The sequence below is a fragment of the Novosphingobium sp. Sphag1I genome (assembly GCF_056279125.1).
In genome coordinates this window covers 80,699-100,795 of record NZ_JBWBQS010000001.1, presented here as the reverse complement: position 1 = coordinate 100,795, position 20,097 = coordinate 80,699, and the positions used below count along the sequence as shown (strand labels likewise).

Below are 20,097 nucleotides of genomic sequence, written 5' to 3'. Positions count from 1 at the left end.
TTACTTCAACCCAATTACTTCAGCCCGAAACGCAGGCCCGCCCAGACGGTGCGCGGCGCGCCAATATCCATGCTGCCCGCCTGATTGCGGGTGATGACGGTGACATTGGCCAGATTTTCCCCGCGCAGGACAAAGCTGACGCCGCGACCCAAGGGGGCCTGAACAAAAGCGCCGATGGTGGTGGCCGATGGCATCAGATAGGTTTGCAGGTCATCCTCATATTGCGACCCGAAATGGCGCAGGACCAAGGCCCCCTGCCACCCGTCGCGCGGTTTCCATGTCACGGTCGCGCTGGCGGCGATCTTGGGGGTTTGCGCGGGGCGCATACCATTCAGGCCCGCCTGCGCCCCGCTGGCCCGCACCACCGCATCGGTCAGGGCTAGGCTGCCATCCAGGCTGATCCGCCCCAGATCGAGGGCAGCGGCAAATTCAAGCCCCCGCGCGCGGATCGCATCGACATTCTGGCGCACGCGGGTGATCGTCGTGGCGGTCTGGGCCGTGGTGACATTGGCGATGGCATGGGCCACGCGGTTGTAAAAGGCGGTCGCCGATAGTTTCAGCGCCGGAACGGGCGTGAAATCGACGCCCGCCTCATAGCCTTCCATCATTTCATTGCCCAGCGCCGCATTGGCATTGGTCACGGTCGACACGCCCGAAGCCACCAGTGTAAAGCTGCGATAGAGTTCGTTGATCGTGGGCTGACGCAGGCCGGTATAGGCCGATCCGCGCAGTTCCAGCCCCGGCGCGACCTTGAGCAAAGCCCCGCCGCGCCCGGTCACCGCCCAATCGCTGCGCGGGGCATAGGCGTTGTTGATGGTGATGGTGCCGGTCGCATTGGCCTGACGGAAATAGCCCGCATTCACGCTCCATCGGTCCGCACGCACCCCGCCGGTCAGCGTCAGCGGCCCCAGTTTCCAGTCATCCTCGGCATAGAATCCCAGATCATCATTGCGCCCGCCCGCCCAGCGATAGGCCGTGACCGCCCCCGTGGCCGCGTTATAGGCGATTTCATTCAAATCACCCTTGGCGCTGCGCCAATCGCTGCCGATGCGCAGCAGGTGGTCCGGCCCGACCGGCGGGCGGATTTCCACCTTGGCGCCAAGGCCGGTGGCCGGGGTGCGGCGTTGATCCAGACTGGGGCGGAAGGTGGTGGCCGACACGGTCACATTGGAAAAACCACGATCCTGAATATAGGCCAGCGCATCAAACTGCCACTTGCCCCGGCCCACCAGACGCAGAGAGAAATCCTCGCCGCTGCTATGGCTGACCGCGCCGGCAAAGCGCAGGGTGCGGTGATCGTCAAAGGCCATCACGCGGGCCTGAAGCTCGACATTATTGGCAATCGGCGCCACGCCGCGCGCGCCCACGGACCAGCTGTCGTAGCGCGATTTGACGCTGGCGCCCGCGCGCTGGCTTTCCGGCGTGGTCCAGAAACCGTCGCCCCGATCCCACCGGCCATAAACCTGTGCAAAACCCGCGCCCAGTTTCGGGGCCAACGCGCCCGACACCGTCGTTTCACCGCGATCATTGGCCAAAGCCTCGCCCGAAAACAGGCCCATCGCGTCGCGGCCCGCGCTGTTGAGTTCGATGGTCCCGGCCACCGCGCCCGAACCGAAAGCCCCCGAACCGCCGCCCCGCGTCACCCGGATCGAACCCAGACGTTCAGGCGTGATCGCATTCCACGGCACCGACCCGAACATCGGATCGGCCATCGGCACACCGTCGAGCAACACCTGGGTCCGCGCCGCCGCATTGCCGCCCAGCGCGCGCAGCGTCACGCCCTGTGCCGAAGGATTGGAATAACGGCTGTCGCTGCGACGAAACTGTTGAAAACCCGCCACATTGGCCAAAACATCCTCGATCCGCCCCGACGCCGAGGATGTGATCGTTTCCCGGTCGATCTCTCGCGAGGAATAGGCGGGCACAGCAGGGGCGGCGCCCAAACCGGTTCCGGTCACGATAATAGGCGAATTGGCTTCTTCATCAGAAGCCTGCGCCACCGATGGCAGCAAAAGTGCCGGTATCAGGGCGGCTTTGGCCAACAACATGGCTCGCGATACCGGCGCGCGCATTTTCATCCTCGATCCCCTTACGAATATTCTTGTGCTTTTGCCCAATGCCTAACGGCACAATGCCCCCATTGCATAGCTGGCCGAAGGGATGAGGCACCTTTATCCGCCATGTCCTTGACCAAAACAGGAAAAACAAGTGCATCAAGGGGACAGACGCATTTTTTCCTGTACCTGTGTTTCCCATATCCCACTTGCAACAATCGCCCGCCGCAAATGCGATGCGGTCAATCGACAGGGCGCTTGAACCTGTGTAAGGCTGGGGCATGGAAGCTGAACTGAAGACGCCGATCCTCGATCGAGTGAAGGTGCCCGCGGATATGCGTGGCCTGTCCATGGGTGAATTGCGCCAACTGGCCGATGACGTGCGCCAGGAAATGATCCATACCGTTGGCCAGACCGGTGGCCATCTGGGATCAGGTCTGGGCGTGGTCGAATTGACCGTGGCGCTGCATTACGTGTTCGACACGCCGCGTGACAAGGTGATCTGGGACGTGGGCCATCAGGCCTATCCGCACAAGATTGTCACCGGTCGCCGCGACCGCATCCGCACTTTGCGCCAACCGGGCGGCCTGTCGGGCTTTACCAAGCGCAGCGAATCCGAATACGACCCCTTTGGCGCGGCCCATTCCAGCACCTCGATTTCAGCCGCCATCGGCTTTGCCATGGCCAACAAGATGTCCGATCAGCCCGGCAAGGCGATTGCCGTCATCGGCGATGGTTCGATGAGCGCGGGCATGGCCTATGAGGCGATGAACAACGCGCAGGCCGCAGGCAACCGTCTGGTCGTAATCCTGAACGACAATGATATGTCGATCGCGCCGCCCGTCGGCGGGCTTTCGGCCTATTTGGCGCGTCTGGTGTCCTCGCGTCCGTTCCTTGAACTGCGCGAAATTGCCAAGAAGGTTTCGCGCCACCTGCCCGCCCCGCTCTCGCGCGCGGCCAGCAAGACCGACGAATTCGCCCGCGGCATGGTCATGGGCGGGACGCTGTTCGAGGAATTGGGCTTTTATTATGTCGGCCCGATTGACGGACACAATCTGGAACAGTTGATCCCGGTTCTGGAAAATGTCCGCGATGCCGCCGCCGGCCCGTGCCTGATCCATGTCGTCACGCAAAAGGGCAAGGGCTATGGCCCGGCCGAAGCGGCGGCGGACAAATATCACGGCGTCCAGAAATTCAACGTCATCACCGGCGAACAGGTCAAGGCCCCGGCCAAGGCCCCCGCCTATCAGAACGTCTTTGGCGAAACGCTGGCCAAAATCGCTGATACCGATGACAAGATTGTGGCGATCACCGCCGCCATGCCGTCGGGCACCGGCGTCGACAAATTCGCCAAGGCGCACCCGGACCGCAGCTTTGACGTCGGCATTGCCGAACAGCATGCCGTGACCTTTGCCGCAGGTCTTGCCGCACAGGGGATGCGTCCGTTCTGTGCGATTTACTCCACCTTCCTGCAACGCGCCTATGATCAGGTCGTGCATGACGTGGCGATTCAGAATTTGCCGGTGCGTTTCGCGATTGACCGCGCGGGCCTTGTCGGCGCCGATGGCGCGACCCATGCGGGCACGTTTGACATCACTTATCTGGCCTCGCTGCCCAATTTCGTGGTGATGGCGGCGGCTGATGAGGCCGAACTGGTCCATATGACCTATACGGCGGCCCAACATGACAGCGGGCCGATTGCCTTCCGCTATCCGCGCGGCAATGGCGTGGGCGTGGAAATGCCCGCGGTTCCGCAAAAGCTGGAGATCGGCAAGGGGCGTATCGTGCGGGGCGGAGCAGGCAAGATCGCCATCCTCAGCCTCGGCACGCGCTTGGCCGAGGCGGTCAAGGCGGCTGAAGTGCTGGAGGCCAAGGGCCTGCCCACCACCGTTGCCGACCTGCGCTTTGCCAAGCCGCTGGACGAAGAACTGATCCGCCGTCTGGCCAAGACGCATGAAGTGGTCGTCACCATCGAGGAAGGCGCCATCGGCGGCCTTGGTTCGCATGTGCTGACGTTGGCCAGCGACGAAGGGTTGACCGATGGCGGGCTGAAAATCCGCACGATGCGTCTGCCCGATGTGTTTCAGGACCACGATGCGCCCGACAAGCAATACGATACGGCGGGCCTCAACGCGCCGCATATTGTGGAAACGGTGCTGAAAGCTTTGCGCTGGAACGATGCCGATGTGATCGGCGCCGACATCGTGGGCGAGGTTCGCGCTTGAGCCTTGCCGCGATAGTTCTGACGCTGGCGGCAGCGGCCGCGGAGCCTGCCGCCAACGGCGCGCCTTTGACGGTGGTCGTGGACAATGTGCGGTCCAATGTGGGCCGGGTGCATGTTGCGCTCTGCCCGCAAAAGACGTTCCTGAAGGATGACTGCCTGCTGGAAAGCTCGGCCCCGTCGCAAAAGGGTTCGACCAGCGTGACCTTTGCCAATGTGCCCCCCGGCGAATGGGCGGCACAGGCGTTTCAGGACGAGAATGGCAACAAGAAGGTCGATCAGAACTTCATCGGCATCCCCAAGGAAGGCGTAGGTTTTTCCCGCGATGCCAAGATCGTGTTCGGCCCGCCCAAATGGCGCGACGCGGTCATCACGCATGAGGCAAAGCCCCAGACGATCCACTTTGCCCTGCGCTATTTCATGGGGCCGTCGGGGCCGAAATGAACAACCCCGGCGCGCCGATGGGCATGCCGAGGTCCATTCACTCTATACCGCCGCCCTTACTTCGGATTGGCGGCCAATCGGTTAAGGTGACCGACCAGAGCGGCCGCGCCGCCCTTGGAAATCACACTGGCAAAATCGGAACGGCGCGTGGCGATCTGGCTGATCGCATTGCGATAGAACACGTCGATCACTCGCCACTGGCCCCCGCTTTCCCGCAGGCGATAGTTGAGCGATTCATTCGTGCCCGCGCCGGTCAATTGCGTGCGCACCAGTTTGTCCGTGCCGCGCGTCTCCACGCCGCCGACCATGGTGATCTTCTGGCCCGAATAGCTGTCGAAATTGGCGGCATATTGAGCCACCGTCATCGCGCGAAAGGCCGCAATCACATTGGCCTGTTCCAGCGGCGAAAAGGTTGTCCAGGGCGGGCCGACCGACAGGCGCGCCATGGCGGGAATATCAAACGCACGGTCAACAACCGGACCGATCACGCGGGCGCGCCCGGCCTGACCGCCGCCCGCCTTCATCGTCGCGATCAGGCCTGCGTTGAGAGCCTCAACCGTCTGTGCCGCCGGATCACCGGCCTGTGCGAAAGCCACGCCCGGTACCGCCAAAACCGAAACCGGCGCCAGAACGCCCAGCGCCAAAGCCGCCTTGATCGATGCGAATCCCGATTTACGCGTCATGTTCAATCCAACCGTCATGCCAACTCCAGACCGAATATATCGGCATTTTCCCATATACGCCCCATGTGCCGCGCGCCATGACGCGTCCTTGCGCATGAGCAATACGTAAAACAAGTGGGATGAGCGCGCAATGAAGCCCCGGTTCAGGCTACTGCAAGCTTTTCTCTGTCAACGGAATTGGTTACAATGACCCTATGATACAGGGTGCGATATCCAAGGTTACAAAGGGGTTAACCGTTTGACGCCGACTGAGAGTTCCCCCGCTCTGCTGCTTGCAGCTCCTCTTTCCATCAAATTGGCATCGCCGCGCGGATTTTGCGCAGGGGTTGTCCGCGCGATTCGCATTGTGGAACGCGCTCTCGAAATGCATGGCGCGCCGGTTTATGTCCGCCATGAGATTGTTCATAACGCGCATGTCGTGAACAGGTTGCGTGCCATGGGCGCTATTTTTGTCGAAGAGCTCGATGAAGTGCCCGCCGGCGCCGTCACCGTGTTTTCCGCCCATGGCGTGCCGCAAAGCGTCGAGCAGGAAGCGCAAAGCCGCAGCCTGCCGGTTTATGACGCGACATGCCCCTTGGTGACCAAGGTGCATTTGCACGGCGGGCGATTTGCCCGCGACGGACGCCATGTGGTTCTGATCGGCCATGAAGGCCATCCCGAAGTCGTCGGCACGCTGGGTCAGATTCCCGCGCCGGTCCATCTGGTGGCAACGCCAGAGGATGTGGCGTTCCTGCCGCTCGATGATGATGCGCCGATTGCCTATGTGACGCAGACCACCCTGTCAGTGGACGATACGCGCGGGGTGATTGCCGCCCTGCACGAACGTTTTTCCGATGTGGCCGGGCCCGACGTATCCGACATCTGTTACGCCACGCAAAACCGCCAGAATGCCGTGCGCGCGCTGGTCGAGGAATGCGATGCGCTGATCGTTGTCGGCGCGGCCAATTCCAGCAATTCGAACCGGCTGCGCGATGTGGCGCTGGCTCTGGGCAAACCGGCATGGCTGGTGGGCGATGGCAGCGAAGTGTCGATGGACTGGCTGGACGGGGTGGAACGCCTTGGCATCACCGCCGGGGCCAGCGCGCCCGAGGAACTGGTCGAAGATGTGATTGCCGCAATCGCCCTTACGCGAAAAATAACCGTCTCAGAGCTTGACGGCACCCGCGAAAACGTGTCGTTCAGCCTGCCTGCGGCCCTGCGCCGGGCGGGTGATGCCGCCCGCGCCCGCGCGTAATGCCCTGTTTGGAGTAAGCCCCCTTGTCCCTTCCCCTTGGCCCCGCCCTTCGCATTGCTGGTCACGCCATTTCCAGCCAGATCAAGGGCGGCAAATATCCGCTCGTGCTGATGCTCGAGCCGCTGCTGCGCTGCAATCTGGCCTGTCCGGGCTGTGGCAAGATCGATTATCCCGACGCGATCCTTAACCGCCGCCTGTCGGTGGAAGAATGTATGGCCGCGATCGAGGAATCGGGCGCGCCCGCCGTGTCGATCGCGGGCGGCGAACCGCTGCTGCACCGGGATATGCCCAAGATTGTCGAAGGCTATATCGCGCGCAAGAAATTCGTGATCCTTTGCACCAACGCGCTGTTGTTGAAAAAGAAGATCAACGATTACAAGCCCTCGTCCTATTTCACCTGGTCGATCCATCTGGACGGCGACAAGGCCATGCACGACAAGGCCGTCGATCAGGAAGGCACCTATGACGTCGCTCTCGAAGCGATCCAACTGGCCAAGTCGAAGGGTTTCCGCGTTCAGGTCAATTGCACCGTGTTCAACGATGCCAAGCCGGATCAGCTGGCCAAGTTCCTTGACCTGATGGCTTCGCTCGATGTCGAAGTGACGATTTCGCCCGGCTATGCCTATGAACGCGCCGCCGATCAGGAACACTTCCTGAACCGCGAAAAGACCAAGAACCTGTTCCGCGACCTGCTGCGCAAGGGCAATGGTGGGAAATCGTGGAAGTTCACCAACTCGCCGCTGTTTCTCGACTTTCTTGCGGGCAACCGTTCGTATGAATGCACGCCTTGGTCGATGCCGCTGCGCACGGTGTTTGGCTGGCAAAAGCCCTGCTATCTGGTGGGCGAAGGCTATGTCGACACCTTTGCCGAGCTGATGGAAGGCACCGATTGGGACCAATATGGCGTCGGCAAATACGAGAAATGCTCGAACTGCATGGTCCATTGCGGCTTTGAAGGCACGGCGGCCAAGGAAGGGCTGACGCGTCCGTGGGAATTCATCAAGGTGGGCATGCAGGGCATCCGCACCGATGGCCCAATGGCGCCCGACATCGACATTTCCAACGCCCGCAAGGCCGTGGACGTTCACGCCACGCAGGTTGAGGCGGAATTGGAAAAGATCAAGATCGCCGATCCCGAAGGATATGCCCGCGCCACTCGCGCGGCCTGAAAATGAAAAAGGCGGGGACCAAAATCCCCGCCTTTTTCGTATTATCGCAAGTCAAAACCCAATTGCGGCCCGGCCTGTTTTGATCCCTTGATCAACGCCCGATAGGCTTTGGAAAAACCCACAAGCGTCTTGGTCAACGCGCCAAGTTGCCCCGGATTTTGCCGGATCGAATTGAACACCGCGCCCAGCGCCAGATCGCCATCAGGCCCCATCATGACATTGACCGCAGGCGGCAATTCCACCTCGGCAATATCGGAAATGCACCGCAACACGACAAAGGGCAGGTTCATATGCGCCGCCACTTCGGCAACGATATGGCTTTCCATATCGGCGGCCACGGCGGCGCTGGCCCATGCGCGCTCGGCCTTGTCATGCGAATCGGTCAACAGATGGCCGTCTGCGTGGATCGTGCCGACGCGCGCGCCGGGCAACAACTGGCGTAACACCTCGACCCAGCGTTCATCGCATTTGGCGTGAAACGTGCCGGTCAATCGCTTGCCGATCACCATCGTGCCCAATTTCAGCGTGTGGTCGATGGCGCCTGCCATGCCATAACTGATCAAGGCGCTGGCGCTCTGGGCGCGCACCATCAATTCTTCGCGCAAACGTTCGGGATCATTGCCCCCGGCCATCACCACGACGTCATGTTTGTTCAGCACCGCTGCTTCACGCAACGTGCCTGTCACCGCGATCACCGGCTTGCCGTTCACATTCCCCACTGGGCTTGCTCCACATTGGCCTGCGCCATGTTGCGATACCGTGCCAGAGCCCAAAGCGGGAAATAGCGCGGATAGCCATGATAACGCAGGTAAAAGACTCGCGGGAAGCCCCCGCCCGTATAATGCTCCTGCCCCCAGAGACCGTCATCGGCCTGATTTTCGACCAGCCACGCGATCCCGCGCGCAACCGCATCACTCTTTGCCTCACCCACCGCCATCAGGCCCAGACACGCCCATGCGGTCTGGCTGGCGTTGGATTGGAATGTTTCATGCCCTTTGCGGTCCAGCGCATAGGAATCGCAGCTTTCCCCCCAGCCACCATCCTCATTCTGCACTGTTTTCAGCCATGCCACCGCGCGGGCCACCATCGGATGGTCACGCCCAATCCCTACCCGACCCAACGCGCAAAGCACAGACCATGTTCCATAGACATGGTTGACACCCCAACGGCCAAACCAGCTGCCTTCCTTTTCCTGTTCCTTTTCCAGCCAACCCAGCGCGGCCTTCATGCGCGGGCTGTCGATCGGCTCGCCCATCTGGGCCAGCATCGAGACGACCCGCGCCGAAACATCGGCCGTCGGCGGGTCCAGCAAGGCACCATGATCGGCAAAGGGCAGGTTGTTCAGGTAAAGCTTGTCATTGTCCGCATCGAATGCGGCAAACCCGCCATCCTTCGATTGCAGCCCCACGGTCCATTCGACGCCGCGCGCGATGGCCTGCTCGTCCTTGTCACCGCGAAAGCCCGATGCGCGGTCCATCGCCATCACCACAACCGCGGTGTCGTCCAGATCGGGATAATGGTCATTGTTATACTGAAACGCCCAGCCGCCGGGGCGGACGTCGCGCTGTTCGGCCCAATCGCCCGCCGTATCCAGAATCTGGCGCGGCCCCAACCAGTCGAGCGCGCGATTGGCCGCCGCAATGCTCTGCTCGCTGCCGACCTCCAGCATGGCATGGGCGGCAAGCGCCGTGTCCCACACCGGCGAAACGCAGGGCTGGCAATAGGCCTCGTCATCCTTGATCACCAACAGCCGTTCGACCGATTCCCGCGCAATGGCGCGATGCGGGTGATCCGGGGCATAGCCCAGAACGTCGAACATCATCACGCTGTTGGCCATGGCCGGATAGATCGCGCCAAGGCCATCGACGCCGTTCAGCCGCTCAATCACCCATTCTTCGCACAATTTGATGGCGCGGGCGCGCATCGACTTGGGCCAATGGCCCTCAAACTTCTTCAGCCCCCAATCCAGTGCCTCGAATCCGTTTTTCCACACGGGATGAACATGGTCGGCCTGGCTGGTCAGCTTGCGCGCGACGCCGGTGAAGAGTTCATCAACGAACACCTGCCGGGGATTGCGCGCCACAGGCTTCAACGCGCACAGCACCAGCAAGGGCACCACCACCGTACGCGCCCAATAGGACATTTTCAGCAGATGGACCGGGAACCAGCGCGGCGCGAGGATCAGTTCGGGCGGAATGGTGGGCACCACGTCCCAAGACCCCGCGCCAAACAGCGCCAATTGGATACGGGTGAAGACATTGGCGGCTTCGGCCCCGCCCGCCTTGTGGATCGCGGCGCGGGCGCGGACCATATGGGGCGCGTCCACATCATCGCCGATCATTTTCAGCGCGTAATAGGCCTTCACACTGGCCGAAACATCAAACCCGCCTTCGTGATAAAGCGGCCAGCCATCATGAGTGTCCGATTGAATCCGGCGCAGATAGCGGCCGATCTTGGCCTCAAGCCCATCATCCACCGGCTCGCCAAGGAAATGGCGCAACAGGACATATTCCGACGGAATGGTGGCGTCGGCCTCCAGTTCATAGACCCAGTGGCCATCCTCGCGCTGTTCACCCAACAGCGATTGCGAGGCGCGCGCGATGGTGGCGTCCAACAGGGCGCGTTCAGGTGCTGCTTGGCTCATCGTCCTTTTCCATATGTCACAGGCTGGCCCAGAACCAGCCGCGCCGCGCTGTCGCCAGAGCGGATTGCGCCCTCGATCGTCGCGGGCAAACCATTTTGCACCCAGTCGCCCGCCAGAAACAGATTGCGCCAGCGGGTGCGCGTTGGGGGCCGCTTGGCGTCCTGCTGCGGCGTGGCGGCGAATGTGGCGCGCTTTTCCTTGACGATCTGCCACGATGGCATGGGGTGCGTGATGCCCAAAGCCTGCGCCACTTCGGCCCAGATCATTGTGGCCAGCGCCTCGCGGTCATCGTCGATCAGGCGATCCGCGCCCGAAATCGTCACCGAAATCCGGTCCGGATGGGTAAAAATCCATTCGCTGGTCGCATTCGTCAGGCCCAGCATGTCGGGTGCCCCCTCCGGCGGGGTACAGGCGAAATGGGCGTTGAGGATCGAGCGGTGATCATCCGGCACCACCAGATCCGGCACCAGCGAGGCCGCCACCCATGCGGGCACGGCCAGAACGACCGCCTCATCGGGCGCCATCGCCTGTTCCCCGTCGGCCCATTCCAGCGCCGAAACGACATCGCCCGCAAACCGGATGGCACGCAATCGCCGCCCGGTCCGAAACGCAACGCCCTTTTCCCCCAACCACGTCACAGCCGGGTCGATAAAGGCGGCGGCCAAATTGGGGACGGCCACACGCGGCGCGCTGGCCCGCCCGCCTTTGGCCAGCGTTTCGGCCAGAACATTGGCGCAAAGCCCCGCGCTCGACACCGCAGGATCGGTGTTGAGCGCGGCCAACAGGACGGGATGCAGCATCCGTTCCCACACCGGCCCTTCTGGTTTCACCAGATCGCCGATGGTCTGATCCGCCCGCCCCTTGAGCAAGCGGCCCAGCGGCAGATAATCGGCCAGACGCGACCCCGGCACCCGGCGTGATGGCACAAAGACCCACCACGGCACCGGCCCGTCATTGATCCGCAGCGTCCAGCGTTCACCGGTGGCCAGATCGGCAAAGGCGAAATCGGCATGATCCGGCCCGGCCAGAGGCTCGCCCGCGCCGATCAGGTTGCGGAACCGCGCCACCGCCGGATTACCCGCCAGAACCAGGTGGTTGCCATTATCGATGGTCAGGCCCAGCGACGGGTCGAAATAGGACCGGCAACGCCCGCCTGCCCTTGGCCCCGCCTCGGACAGCGCAACGGGCACACCGGCCACGGTCAATTCCACCGCGGCGGCCAGACCGGCCATACCCGCGCCCACCACTTCGGCCCGGACAAATCCCATGCTCAACCCATCACCAGATGGCGGATCAGCGAGAAGATCAGGCGCGGCTTGGACGTGCTGATCCGGCGGCGCGGGGCCTGCCAGCCTTGGGCCAGCATTTTGCGCAGGACCAGCGCATAGGCTTCCTCCATCAGGCGCGGGGCGATCAGGCGGCCCTTGGGCCTTGCGGCAAGACAGGCGCCCGCCTCGATGAAATGCGCCTCGGCCCGCGCGGCCAGCCAGCGCGCGGCGCTGTCCATGCCGGGGTCCTGCATCAGGGCTTCGGGCGTTGTCGGGCGGATGCCCGCATGGGTCAGCGCCTCGATCGGCAGATAGACGCGGGCAATTTCCGCATCCTCGTCCAGATCGCGCAGGATATTGGTGAATTGCAGCGCCCGGCCAAGGTGATGCGCCAGATGGACGCCCTCGTCCCGGTTCATGCCAAAGATATTGACCGACAGGCGCCCGACCGCGCTGGCCACGCAATCGCAATAATGGTCGAGCCTGGCAAAGGTCGGCCATTGGATATCGGCGTCGACATCCATCTGCATCCCTTCGATCACGGCCAGGAAGTCGGCTTCCTCCAGCGCGAAATCGCGGATCGCCTGGGCCAGAAAGCCCGCCTGTCCGGTATCGCCGCCGCGATAGAGCGCGCCGATCCAGCGCCGCCAGTCGGCCAGCATCGCGCCGCGTTGGTCGCGCGGGGCCTGTTGATCATCGGCAATGTCATCGACAATCCGGCAAAAGCCATAAATGGCGAACATCGCCTCACGCTCGGCACGCGGCAGGATGCGCATGCCGGCATAAAAGCTGCTGCCGGCCACCTTGGCGCGAAGGCCATCGGGCAGTGTTTCGGGCGATAGGGTCATAGTATTCATAATCTCAGCCCGGCAGGATCCGCCGCCCCGCCTGCCGCAATGCAGCACGAAGCGCAAGGGTCAGGGCGCGCAGCTTGGTGTGGTGGACCTTTTCGCTCAAAGGATCGCGAGCCAGCAAGACTTCGCACAAATCCTCGGCAAGGCGGTGGATCACGGCGACTTCGGTGGCCAGCCGCCAGTCGCGGATCGCCTTGGCAAAGGGCGCGCTGGCGCGCAAAAGCCCTTGCGTGCGCAGAGTCAGGTCGGTGATGATGTCGCGCAGGGCCGGATTGGAACGCGGCTCGCCCAAGGCCTCCACCCCGATCCCTGCGGCGCGCAGCGAATCGAGCGGGATATAGACCCGGTTGATCGTTCGATAATCCTTGGCGCAATCCTGAAGGTGGTTGATCACCTGCAACGCGGCGCAAAGCGCGTCATTCATCGGCCACAGCGCGCGATCCTCGCCATGGCAATCAAGGACGAAGCGCCCGACCGGCATGGCCGAATAGCGGCAATAGTCGATCAGCCCGGCCCAATCCTCATAGCGATCAATCGTGCAGTCGCGTTCAAACGCGGTCAACAGGTCATGGGCATGGGCCAGACTGATCCCCCGTTCGCGGCAAACCGTGCCCAGCGCCTGTGCCAGAGGATCGCCAACGCCCGCCTCGCCGCCTTCAAGGCCGGCACGCATCAGGCCCAGCAGGCGCAGCTTTTCCGCAGGCGGCGCGGTGGGGTGATCGGCAATATCGTCCGCCGCACGGGCGAAACGGTAATAGGCCATCACCGGCGCGCGGCAATCGGGGCGCACCAGAAAACTGGCCACGGGGAAATTCTCACCCGTGTGATCCTTGCCGCTTTGCAGATCGGCGGTGGTCAGGATGGAGTCTGTCATGCCCCCGAAATGCCCCCAGAAACGTCTAATGCCTGTGCGCGGCCTTTCCACATGCCGCCCTTGCCCCGGTAATAGGCCCAAGCTGAATAGATTGTGCATGAAACATAGAACAGCGCGACCAAAGGCAGGGCCAGAGCGCGCATCGGCGCCCGACCGTAAAAGCCCAAAATCGGCTGATAGGAACCCAGCATCAGCCCCAACGCGATCAGGCCCATCACCTGAACCGAGCCACGCGCCATCAACGCCAGCCACACCGGCGCCCCGAACATCAAGGCCAGCCCCAGCACCGTGCCCACCAGCATCAGCGGATTATAGCGCAATTGCGCGTAAGCGCTGCGCGCGATCATCATGCCGATCTCGCGCCAATTGCTGTAGGGCCGGATCGATACGCTGCGCCGCGTCAGGCCCAGCCAGATCGGGCCTTGCTTTTTAATCAGCGCGCCCAAGGTGCAATCATCGATCAGCGCCCCGCGCATCGCGCCAATGCCGCCTGCGGCCTCCAACGCGTCGCGCTCGACCAAAACGCATCCGCCCGCAGCCCCCGCGACCGGCCCCCGGCGATTGATCCAGTTGAACGGATAGAGCATCATGAAAAACCAGATGAAGGCGGGCACCAGCCACTTTTCCGCCCATGTCCGGCATGACAGCAACGCCATGAAGGACACCAGACGCCGATTGCCGCCATGGGCAATGCCGACCAATCGCGTCAACGTATCGGGCGCATGTTCGATATCGGCATCGGTCAGCCACAGATAATGCGGCGCCCCGGCCTGCGCGATGCCTTGATGCACGGCCCAGAGCTTTCCGGTCCAGCCTGCGCCCAGCGGCGCGCCCTGAACCACGGTCAGCCGATCAGAACCCAAGGCGCGGGCCAGATCGCCGGTGCCATCCTCGGAATTGTCATCCACCAGCACGACCCGGAACGATCCGGCATAATCCTGACGCAGAAGGCTGCCGATGGAGCGGGTGATCACATCGGCTTCATTGCGCGCCGGGACGACAGCGACCACATAAGGCCAGACGTCGGGCGCGGCAAAGGGGGCGTTGTCATCCGCCTCTCGGCATGTCCAGAAGCCCGTGGCCACCAGCCCCAGCCAGATCGCCAGCACCAGCGCGGAGAGCCAGATCATGGGGGGCCAGATCATGGGATCATCCCTTCCTGCGCAAACCAGTTCAGCGCATCGCGCACCGCTTCCTGCCACGGGCGGGCGGTATAGCCGAGTTCAGCCTGCGCCCGCGCGCTGGAAAAATACATGTGGTGGCGCGCCATTTTCAGCGCGTCCACGGTGACAAAGGGTTCCACCCCCGTCATCCGCCCCCACAATTCCGCGCCCACCGCCAAGGGGAACAGTGGCGCGACCGGCAATTTCACCCGCGGTGGTTTCCGCCCCACAGCCGCGCAGATTTCCGCCAGCATCGCGCCCAGCTTCACATCCTGACCGCCCAGAATATAGCGCCGCCCGATCTGCCCCCGCTCCGCCGCCAGCAAGTGCCCGCGCGCCACATCCTCGACATGGACAAGGTTGAGGCCGGTTTCGACATAGGCGGGCATCCGCCCATGCGCGCATTCGACAAGGATGCGGCCCGTAGGCGTCGGTTTGACATCGCGCGGGCCGATGGGGGTCGATGGCTGGACAATAATCGCGGGCAATCCCTCGCGCGCCACCATATCCTCGACCAAGCGTTCGGCCACGACCTTGGATTGTTTGTAAATGCCCACCGCCTCGGCCACGCTGGCCGGGCGGGTTTCATCGGCCACGCCATTGTCCAGCGGCTTCAAGGTCGCCACGGACGAGGTGTAAACCACCCGCCCCACCCCCTCGGCCAGAGCGGCGCGCATGACCGCGCGGGTCATCACCTCATTGTTGCGCAGGATTTCGCCGGGATCGCGCGCCCACAGGCGATAGTCGGCCGCGACGTGGTACAATTCGGCCCCGCCGCGCATCGCCTCGCGCACCGCACCCTCGTCGCGCAGGTCGGCCTCGACAATCTCTCCGGGAAAATCGAGCAGATTCACCCGCGAGGAGGAACCGCGCACCACCCCGCGCACCGCCCGCCCCTGCGCCGCCAGCACCCGCGCCACCGCGCTGCCCAGAAAACCGGCCACGCCGGTAACGATCGTGATGGGTCCGCTCATGGCCGATGCCCCTAAACCCTTTTGCTGCGACTGCAAAGCGGTGTAGGGCTCGCACCATGGGATATATCTGGTTGTCATATGGCGTGGTGGGATTGGCGGGCGTTGCCTTGCTCTATCAACTCTTTGCCATGGCCGCCGTGGGCCGTTTTTTCGCCGGGGCGCCAGCGCCGGACGCGCCTGTCCGGCCGATCACCATTCTCAAACCCCTGCATGGCGCCGAACCACGTCTGGCGGAAAATCTGGCCGGGTTTACGCGGCAGGATTATGACGCCCCCGTCCAGATCGTCATGGGCACCAATGCCCCCGATGACGGCGCCGCGCCGGTGGCCCGCGCCATGGTCGCCGCGCATGACAATATCGCCTTTTACCCCGGACCGCGAGCGCCTGCCGCCAATGGCAAGGTCGGCTCTCTGATCGCGATGATGCCCTTGGCCGAACATGATGTGCTGGTCCTGTCGGACAGCGATATGGTGGTCGAACCCGATTACCTGTCCCGCATCAACAATGCCTTGGACCAGCCGGGCGTGGGGGCGGTTTCCTGCCTCTATGTCGGGCGGGGCGATGAGGGATTGTGGAGCCGAATCGGCGCGGTAATGATTTCGGCCCAGACCTTGCCCAATATGGTCGTCAGCCTGATCACCGGCATGGCCCAGCCATGCATGGGGTCCACCATTGCCCTGCGCCGCGAAACGTTGAATGCGATGGGCGGGTTTGAAGCTCTGGCCGATGTTTTGGCCGATGATCATGCCATCGGCGCTGGCGTTCGCGCGCAAGGGCTGCGAGTCGATATTCCGCCGATGATCCTTGTCCATGCCGGGGTGGAGCGCTCCTTTGGCGCGCTGTGGCGGCAACATTTGCGCTGGGCCGTGACGGTGCGCGATCTGGCCGGGGTGGGCCATTACGGCTCGATTGTCACCCATGGCCTGCCTTTGGCCATGCTGGCCGCGCTGTTGATGCCGGGAATTGGCGGCGCGCTTTTGCTCGCCATGATCCTCGCCCGCCTTGCGCTTGCAGCAAAGGTTCATAAATATGCGCCTATTGCCCCCCCGCTATGGCTTATCCCTGCCGCCGACCTCATCAGCTTTTGCATTTTTTGCGCCAGCCTGTTCGCAACTGCGATTGATTGGCGCGGCGCAAGCCTTACAATGACCGCCAAGGGCCGGATCGCCGCCCACACCAAGAGAGACCGATGAAGCGCACCATTTTTCTCCAAGCCCCCTCCTTCCACGGTTTCGACGGGGGCGCCGGCGCCCGCTATCAGGCCAAGCGTGAGATCAAGAGCTTCTGGTATCCGACGTGGCTGGCCCAGCCCGCCGCGATGGTGCCGGGATCAAAACTGATCGACGCGCCCGCTCATGATCTGAGCTGGGAAGACATCGCCCACGAATTTGACACGGCCGAACTGGTCATCCTCCACACCTCGACGCCCAGCTTTATGCAGGACATCAAGACGGCGGAACTGATCAAGGCCCGCAACCCCAATTGCCTCGTCGGCTTTGTCGGCGCCAAGGTAATGATCGAGACGCAGCAAAGCCTTGAGGCCAGCACCGCGATCGATTTCGTCGCGCGTGAGGAATATGATTACACCTGCGTCGAACTGGCCGAGGGGCGCCCCTTTGCCGAGATCGACGGCATTTCCTATCGCGGGCCGGACGGCACGATCATCAACAATAAAAACCGCGCCATCATCGAGGATATGGACGCGCTGCCCATGGTTTCGCCCATGTACAAGCGCGACCTGAAGATCGACAATTACTTTATCGGTTATCTCAAGGCGCCCTATGTGTCCTTCTACACGGGCCGCGGGTGCAAGAGCCGCTGCACCTTCTGTCTGTGGCCCCAGACGATTTCGGGCCACCGCTATCGCTCGCGCTCGGTCGGCAAGGTGATCGAGGAAATCCAGTACATCATCAACGAAATCCCCGAAACCAAGGAGATCTTCTTTGACGATGACACGCTGACCGATGACATCGACCGCGTCGAAAAGCTGGCCATCGCCATGGGCGAACTGGGCTTTGGCAAGCCGGGCTTCCCGCTGACGTGGAGCTGCAACGCCAAGGCCAATGTGCCCCGCAAGACGCTGGAAATCATGAAGGCCAATGGCTGCCGCCTGCTGCTCGTCGGCTATGAAAGCGGCAACCAGCAGATCCTGCACAACATCAAGAAGGGCCTGCGCGTCGAAGTGGCGCGCGAGTTCACCAAGAATTGCCACGAACTTGGCATCGCCATCCACGGCACCTTCATCCTCGGTCTGCCCGGCGAAACGCTGGAAACGATCGAGGAAACCATCCGCTATGCCCAGGAAATCAACCCGCACACGATTCAGGTGTCGCTGGCCGCGCCCTATCCCGGCACGTTCCTGTATAATCAGGCGGTGGAAAACGGCTGGTTCGCCGGCGGCAAGCCGATGACCGACGATGGCGGCCACCAGATCGCGCAATTGTCCTATCCCCACCTGCCCGCGTCGGTGATCCACGCCAAGGTCGAGGAATTCTACAAGCGCTTCTATTTCCGCCCGCGCAAGATCGGCGCCATCGTCAATGAAATGGTGCGCGATTGGGACATGATGAAGCGCCGCCTGCGCGAAGGTGTGGAATTCTTCCAGTTCCTGCGTCAGCGCAAGGAAGCCGCATAAGCCGATGAGCATTCGCCGTCTCGTGGTGACAGCCGATGATTTCGGCGCCGCGCAGGCGGTGAATGAAGCGGTCGAGCGGGCGCATACGACCGGCATCCTGACCGCCGCCAGCCTGATGGTTTCGGGCGAGGCGGTGGAGGATGCGGTGGAACGTGCGCGCCGCCTGCCGGACCTTGGCGTGGGCCTGCATGTGGTGCTGGCCGATGGCGTTCCGGTTTTGCCGCCCGAACAGGTGCCCGCACTGGTGGGGCCGGACGGGCGGTTTCACGATTCGATGGTGCGCACGGCCTTTGCCATTGCCCTGTCCCCCGCCGCCCATGCCCAGATGCGGGCCGAAGTGGCCGCGCAATTTGCCGCCTTTGCCGCAACGGGCCTGAAACTCGACCATGTGAATGCACACAAGCATTTCCACCTTCACCCGATGATCGCCTCGGTCATTCTGGCCGAAGGGCGGCGGCATGGCTTGCGCTCGATCCGTATGCCTGCCCAAGCCGGGACCGGGTTGATGGAAGGCTGGGCGCGCTTTCTGGGGCGGCGCTGGCGCAAGGCGGGGCTGGCCACCAATGACAATGTCGCGGGCCTGATCCAGACCGGGGCCTTTACCGCCGACCGCATGGCGCAGGCGTTGCAGGCATTGCCCGTAGGTTTGACCGAGCTTTACACCCATCCCGCCACGGTGGATGCCTATCCCGGTTCGGCGCCGGGCTATCTCTATCGCGCCGAACTGGCCGCGCTGACCGATCCGGGCGTGATCGCGGCCTTGCGGGACAGCGGGGTGGAAATCGGCCCCTTCGCCCGTTTTGCCGGCTCACAGGTCGCCTGATGGCGCTGCCTCTTATCCTTCCGCTGGCGCTGGCGCCTATCGCCGCCGTGGTCAGCGCGCCCGAACCGGCAACCGTCGAACCAGACAACAGTGATGCCGCCGCAGAAGTCGCCGCGATGGCGGGCGAGAGCGCGGAGGAAAACGCCCCCATCATCGTGATGGGCATGGCGCAATCCGCCACCCGCGACGGCAAGAATTTTGAAGAGGCCGACGAAGGCCCCGACAAGATCGCCAATCCCGACAATCCCGATCCGCTGGAAGGCATGAACCGCGTGTTCTTTGCCATCACCCAGCCGATCGACCGCTTCATCCTGCGCCCGGTGGCGATGGTCTATCGCGCCGTCATGCCCGAACCGGTGCGCGATGGGGTGCATAATGCGCTGGCCAACATCTTCATGCCATCGACGCTGGTCAATGACATGATCCAGTTGAAGCCCATGCGCGCATGGCAAACCGCCAAACGCTTTGCCATCAATTCGACGATTGGCATTGGCGGGCTGGTCGATGTGGCCAAGCGTAAACCCTTCAACACGCCCGCGCACAGCAACGGCTTTTCCAATACGCTGGGCGTGGCGGGCGCGGGGCCGGGGGCCTATCTCTATCTGCCGATCCTTGGCCCCACCTCGATCCGCGATCTGATCGGCCTTGGGGGGGATGCGTTCACCCAGCCGTTGCTGCTGGATTATGTATCGCGTCCGCAAGTGTCGGTCGCGCCCAACCGTCGGACGCGCTCTTTTGTGACGGCGGCCATCTCGGTGTCCACCCCCGGCATGGTCGCGCTGGTGACCAGCGGTATCGACGCGCGCGCGCGGGCCGAACCCGATCTCAAAGCGCTCAAAGGTCAATCGGTCGATTTCTATGCCGCGCTGCGTTCAACCTACCTGCAGAACCGCGCCGGCCAGATCGCCGCGCTCAAAGTTCCGCCGGGGCAGGCGCCCGATGTGCCCGAATTCGACGATGCGCTGGAGGATCCGGCGGTGAAACCGGCAGCGGGTGGGGTTCGGCCTTAGGGAATTAAAAGGTGCCTCCGGCGGGCAAAGGGACTTGTCCCTTTGCA

Annotated in this window: 18 protein-coding genes; 8 read left to right on the top strand and 10 right to left on the bottom strand. The window is 63.0% G+C overall.

The window, feature by feature from the left end:
• Nucleotides 1-14 precede the first annotated feature (14 nt).
• Together ACZ9HU_RS00425 and ACZ9HU_RS00420 are read right to left on the bottom strand one after the other, a co-directional pair.
• Nucleotides 15-2,048: a TonB-dependent receptor plug domain-containing protein gene (locus tag ACZ9HU_RS00425; protein WP_476101753.1), complete on the bottom strand. Its 2,034-nt coding sequence runs from the start codon at nt 2,046-2,048 to the stop codon at nt 15-17.
• Nucleotides 1,984-2,337 (bottom strand): hypothetical protein, encoded by a 354-nt coding sequence (locus ACZ9HU_RS00420; RefSeq protein WP_476101050.1) that lies wholly within the window; start codon nt 2,335-2,337, stop codon nt 1,984-1,986. The genes ACZ9HU_RS00425 and ACZ9HU_RS00420 overlap by 65 nt, the downstream gene beginning before the upstream one ends.
• Between ACZ9HU_RS00420 and dxs the strand changes: the two genes are divergently transcribed.
• Nucleotides 2,336-4,279, top strand: a complete 1,944-nt coding sequence (gene dxs, locus ACZ9HU_RS00415) for a 1-deoxy-D-xylulose-5-phosphate synthase (RefSeq protein ID WP_476101048.1) — start codon at nt 2,336-2,338, stop codon at nt 4,277-4,279. The two genes, ACZ9HU_RS00420 and dxs, sit on opposite strands and share 2 nt — an antisense overlap.
• Nucleotides 4,276-4,719 (top strand): DUF2141 domain-containing protein, encoded by a 444-nt coding sequence (locus tag ACZ9HU_RS00410; protein ID WP_476101046.1) that lies wholly within the window; start codon nt 4,276-4,278, stop codon nt 4,717-4,719. The genes dxs and ACZ9HU_RS00410 overlap by 4 nt, the downstream gene beginning before the upstream one ends.
• Nucleotides 4,720-4,775: 56 nt before the next feature.
• On the opposite strand, the gene ACZ9HU_RS00405 is transcribed toward ACZ9HU_RS00410, so the two are convergent.
• Complete coding sequence (locus ACZ9HU_RS00405; RefSeq protein ID WP_476101044.1) at nt 4,776-5,420, bottom strand: ABC transporter substrate-binding protein; 645 nt, start codon at nt 5,418-5,420, stop codon at nt 4,776-4,778.
• A gap of 250 nt (nt 5,421-5,670) precedes the next feature.
• Between ACZ9HU_RS00405 and ispH the strand changes: the two genes are divergently transcribed.
• Both ispH and hpnH read left to right on the top strand, forming a co-directional pair.
• The gene (ispH, locus tag ACZ9HU_RS00400) at nt 5,671-6,636 is read left to right on the top strand and encodes a 4-hydroxy-3-methylbut-2-enyl diphosphate reductase (protein ID WP_476101751.1); all 966 of its coding nucleotides are present in this window, start codon (nt 5,671-5,673) and stop codon (nt 6,634-6,636) included.
• 23 nt (nt 6,637-6,659) lie between these two features.
• Nucleotides 6,660-7,805, top strand: a complete 1,146-nt coding sequence (gene hpnH, locus ACZ9HU_RS00395) for an adenosyl-hopene transferase HpnH (RefSeq protein ID WP_476101042.1) — start codon at nt 6,660-6,662, stop codon at nt 7,803-7,805.
• A gap of 41 nt (nt 7,806-7,846) precedes the next feature.
• On the opposite strand, the gene ACZ9HU_RS00390 is transcribed toward hpnH, so the two are convergent.
• The 7 genes from ACZ9HU_RS00390 to hpnA are packed head-to-tail and all read right to left on the bottom strand — an operon-like array spanning nt 7,847 to nt 15,582.
• Nucleotides 7,847-8,524 (bottom strand): phosphorylase family protein, encoded by a 678-nt coding sequence (locus ACZ9HU_RS00390; RefSeq protein ID WP_476101040.1) that lies wholly within the window; start codon nt 8,522-8,524, stop codon nt 7,847-7,849.
• Nucleotides 8,512-10,449: a squalene--hopene cyclase gene (gene shc / locus ACZ9HU_RS00385; RefSeq protein ID WP_476101037.1), complete on the bottom strand. Its 1,938-nt coding sequence runs from the start codon at nt 10,447-10,449 to the stop codon at nt 8,512-8,514. The genes ACZ9HU_RS00390 and shc overlap by 13 nt, the downstream gene beginning before the upstream one ends.
• Nucleotides 10,446-11,717: a hydroxysqualene dehydroxylase HpnE gene (gene hpnE / locus ACZ9HU_RS00380; RefSeq protein ID WP_476101035.1), complete on the bottom strand. Its 1,272-nt coding sequence runs from the start codon at nt 11,715-11,717 to the stop codon at nt 10,446-10,448. The genes shc and hpnE overlap by 4 nt, the downstream gene beginning before the upstream one ends.
• A gap of 2 nt (nt 11,718-11,719) precedes the next feature.
• Nucleotides 11,720-12,574, bottom strand: a complete 855-nt coding sequence (gene hpnD, locus ACZ9HU_RS00375; RefSeq protein WP_476101033.1) for a presqualene diphosphate synthase HpnD — start codon at nt 12,572-12,574, stop codon at nt 11,720-11,722.
• 4 nt (nt 12,575-12,578) lie between these two features.
• Nucleotides 12,579-13,445, bottom strand: coding sequence for a squalene synthase HpnC (hpnC, locus tag ACZ9HU_RS00370; protein ID WP_476101031.1), 867 nt, complete (start codon nt 13,443-13,445; stop codon nt 12,579-12,581).
• Complete coding sequence (locus tag ACZ9HU_RS00365) at nt 13,442-14,590, bottom strand: glycosyltransferase (RefSeq protein WP_476101029.1); 1,149 nt, start codon at nt 14,588-14,590, stop codon at nt 13,442-13,444. Before ACZ9HU_RS00365 ends, hpnC begins: the two co-directional genes overlap by 4 nt.
• Nucleotides 14,587-15,582 (bottom strand): hopanoid-associated sugar epimerase, encoded by a 996-nt coding sequence (hpnA, locus tag ACZ9HU_RS00360; protein WP_476101028.1) that lies wholly within the window; start codon nt 15,580-15,582, stop codon nt 14,587-14,589. Before hpnA ends, ACZ9HU_RS00365 begins: the two co-directional genes overlap by 4 nt.
• Before the next feature lie 56 nt (nt 15,583-15,638).
• On the opposite strand from hpnA, the gene hpnI reads away from it, so the two are divergent.
• The 4 genes from hpnI to ACZ9HU_RS00340 are packed head-to-tail and all read left to right on the top strand — an operon-like array spanning nt 15,639 to nt 20,050.
• Nucleotides 15,639-16,775, top strand: coding sequence for a bacteriohopanetetrol glucosamine biosynthesis glycosyltransferase HpnI (hpnI, locus tag ACZ9HU_RS00355; protein WP_476101027.1), 1,137 nt, complete (start codon nt 15,639-15,641; stop codon nt 16,773-16,775).
• Entirely contained in the window at nt 16,772-18,217 is a 1,446-nt protein-coding gene (gene hpnJ / locus ACZ9HU_RS00350) for a hopanoid biosynthesis associated radical SAM protein HpnJ (RefSeq protein ID WP_476101025.1), read from the top strand. The genes hpnI and hpnJ overlap by 4 nt, the downstream gene beginning before the upstream one ends.
• Before the next feature lie 4 nt (nt 18,218-18,221).
• Entirely contained in the window at nt 18,222-19,040 is an 819-nt protein-coding gene (gene hpnK / locus ACZ9HU_RS00345; protein ID WP_476101023.1) for a hopanoid biosynthesis-associated protein HpnK, read from the top strand.
• Complete coding sequence (locus ACZ9HU_RS00340; protein ID WP_476101021.1) at nt 19,040-20,050, top strand: MlaA family lipoprotein; 1,011 nt, start codon at nt 19,040-19,042, stop codon at nt 20,048-20,050. Before hpnK ends, ACZ9HU_RS00340 begins: the two co-directional genes overlap by 1 nt.
• Nucleotides 20,051-20,097: the final 47 nt, after the last annotated feature.

Coding starts and splice junctions, on each gene's coding strand:
- hpnK (WP_476101023.1), top strand. CDS start 18,222: ATGAGCATTCGCCGTCTCGTGGTGACAGCCGATGATTTCGGCGCCGCG.
- hpnD (WP_476101033.1), bottom strand. CDS start 12,574: ATGAATACTATGACCCTATCGCCCGAAACACTGCCCGATGGCCTTCGC.
- shc (WP_476101037.1), bottom strand. CDS start 10,449: ATGAGCCAAGCAGCACCTGAACGCGCCCTGTTGGACGCCACCATCGCG.
- ACZ9HU_RS00420 (WP_476101050.1), bottom strand. CDS start 2,337: ATGCCCCAGCCTTACACAGGTTCAAGCGCCCTGTCGATTGACCGCATC.
- ACZ9HU_RS00340 (WP_476101021.1), top strand. CDS start 19,040: ATGGCGCTGCCTCTTATCCTTCCGCTGGCGCTGGCGCCTATCGCCGCC.
- dxs (WP_476101048.1), top strand. CDS start 2,336: ATGGAAGCTGAACTGAAGACGCCGATCCTCGATCGAGTGAAGGTGCCC.
- hpnC (WP_476101031.1), bottom strand. CDS start 13,445: ATGACAGACTCCATCCTGACCACCGCCGATCTGCAAAGCGGCAAGGAT.
- ACZ9HU_RS00405 (WP_476101044.1), bottom strand. CDS start 5,420: ATGACGGTTGGATTGAACATGACGCGTAAATCGGGATTCGCATCGATC.
- ACZ9HU_RS00425 (WP_476101753.1), bottom strand. CDS start 2,048: ATGTTGTTGGCCAAAGCCGCCCTGATACCGGCACTTTTGCTGCCATCG.
- hpnE (WP_476101035.1), bottom strand. CDS start 11,717: ATGGGATTTGTCCGGGCCGAAGTGGTGGGCGCGGGTATGGCCGGTCTG.
- hpnA (WP_476101028.1), bottom strand. CDS start 15,582: ATGAGCGGACCCATCACGATCGTTACCGGCGTGGCCGGTTTTCTGGGC.
- hpnJ (WP_476101025.1), top strand. CDS start 16,772: ATGAAGCGCACCATTTTTCTCCAAGCCCCCTCCTTCCACGGTTTCGAC.
- hpnI (WP_476101027.1), top strand. CDS start 15,639: ATGGGATATATCTGGTTGTCATATGGCGTGGTGGGATTGGCGGGCGTT.
- ACZ9HU_RS00365 (WP_476101029.1), bottom strand. CDS start 14,590: ATGATCTGGCCCCCCATGATCTGGCTCTCCGCGCTGGTGCTGGCGATC.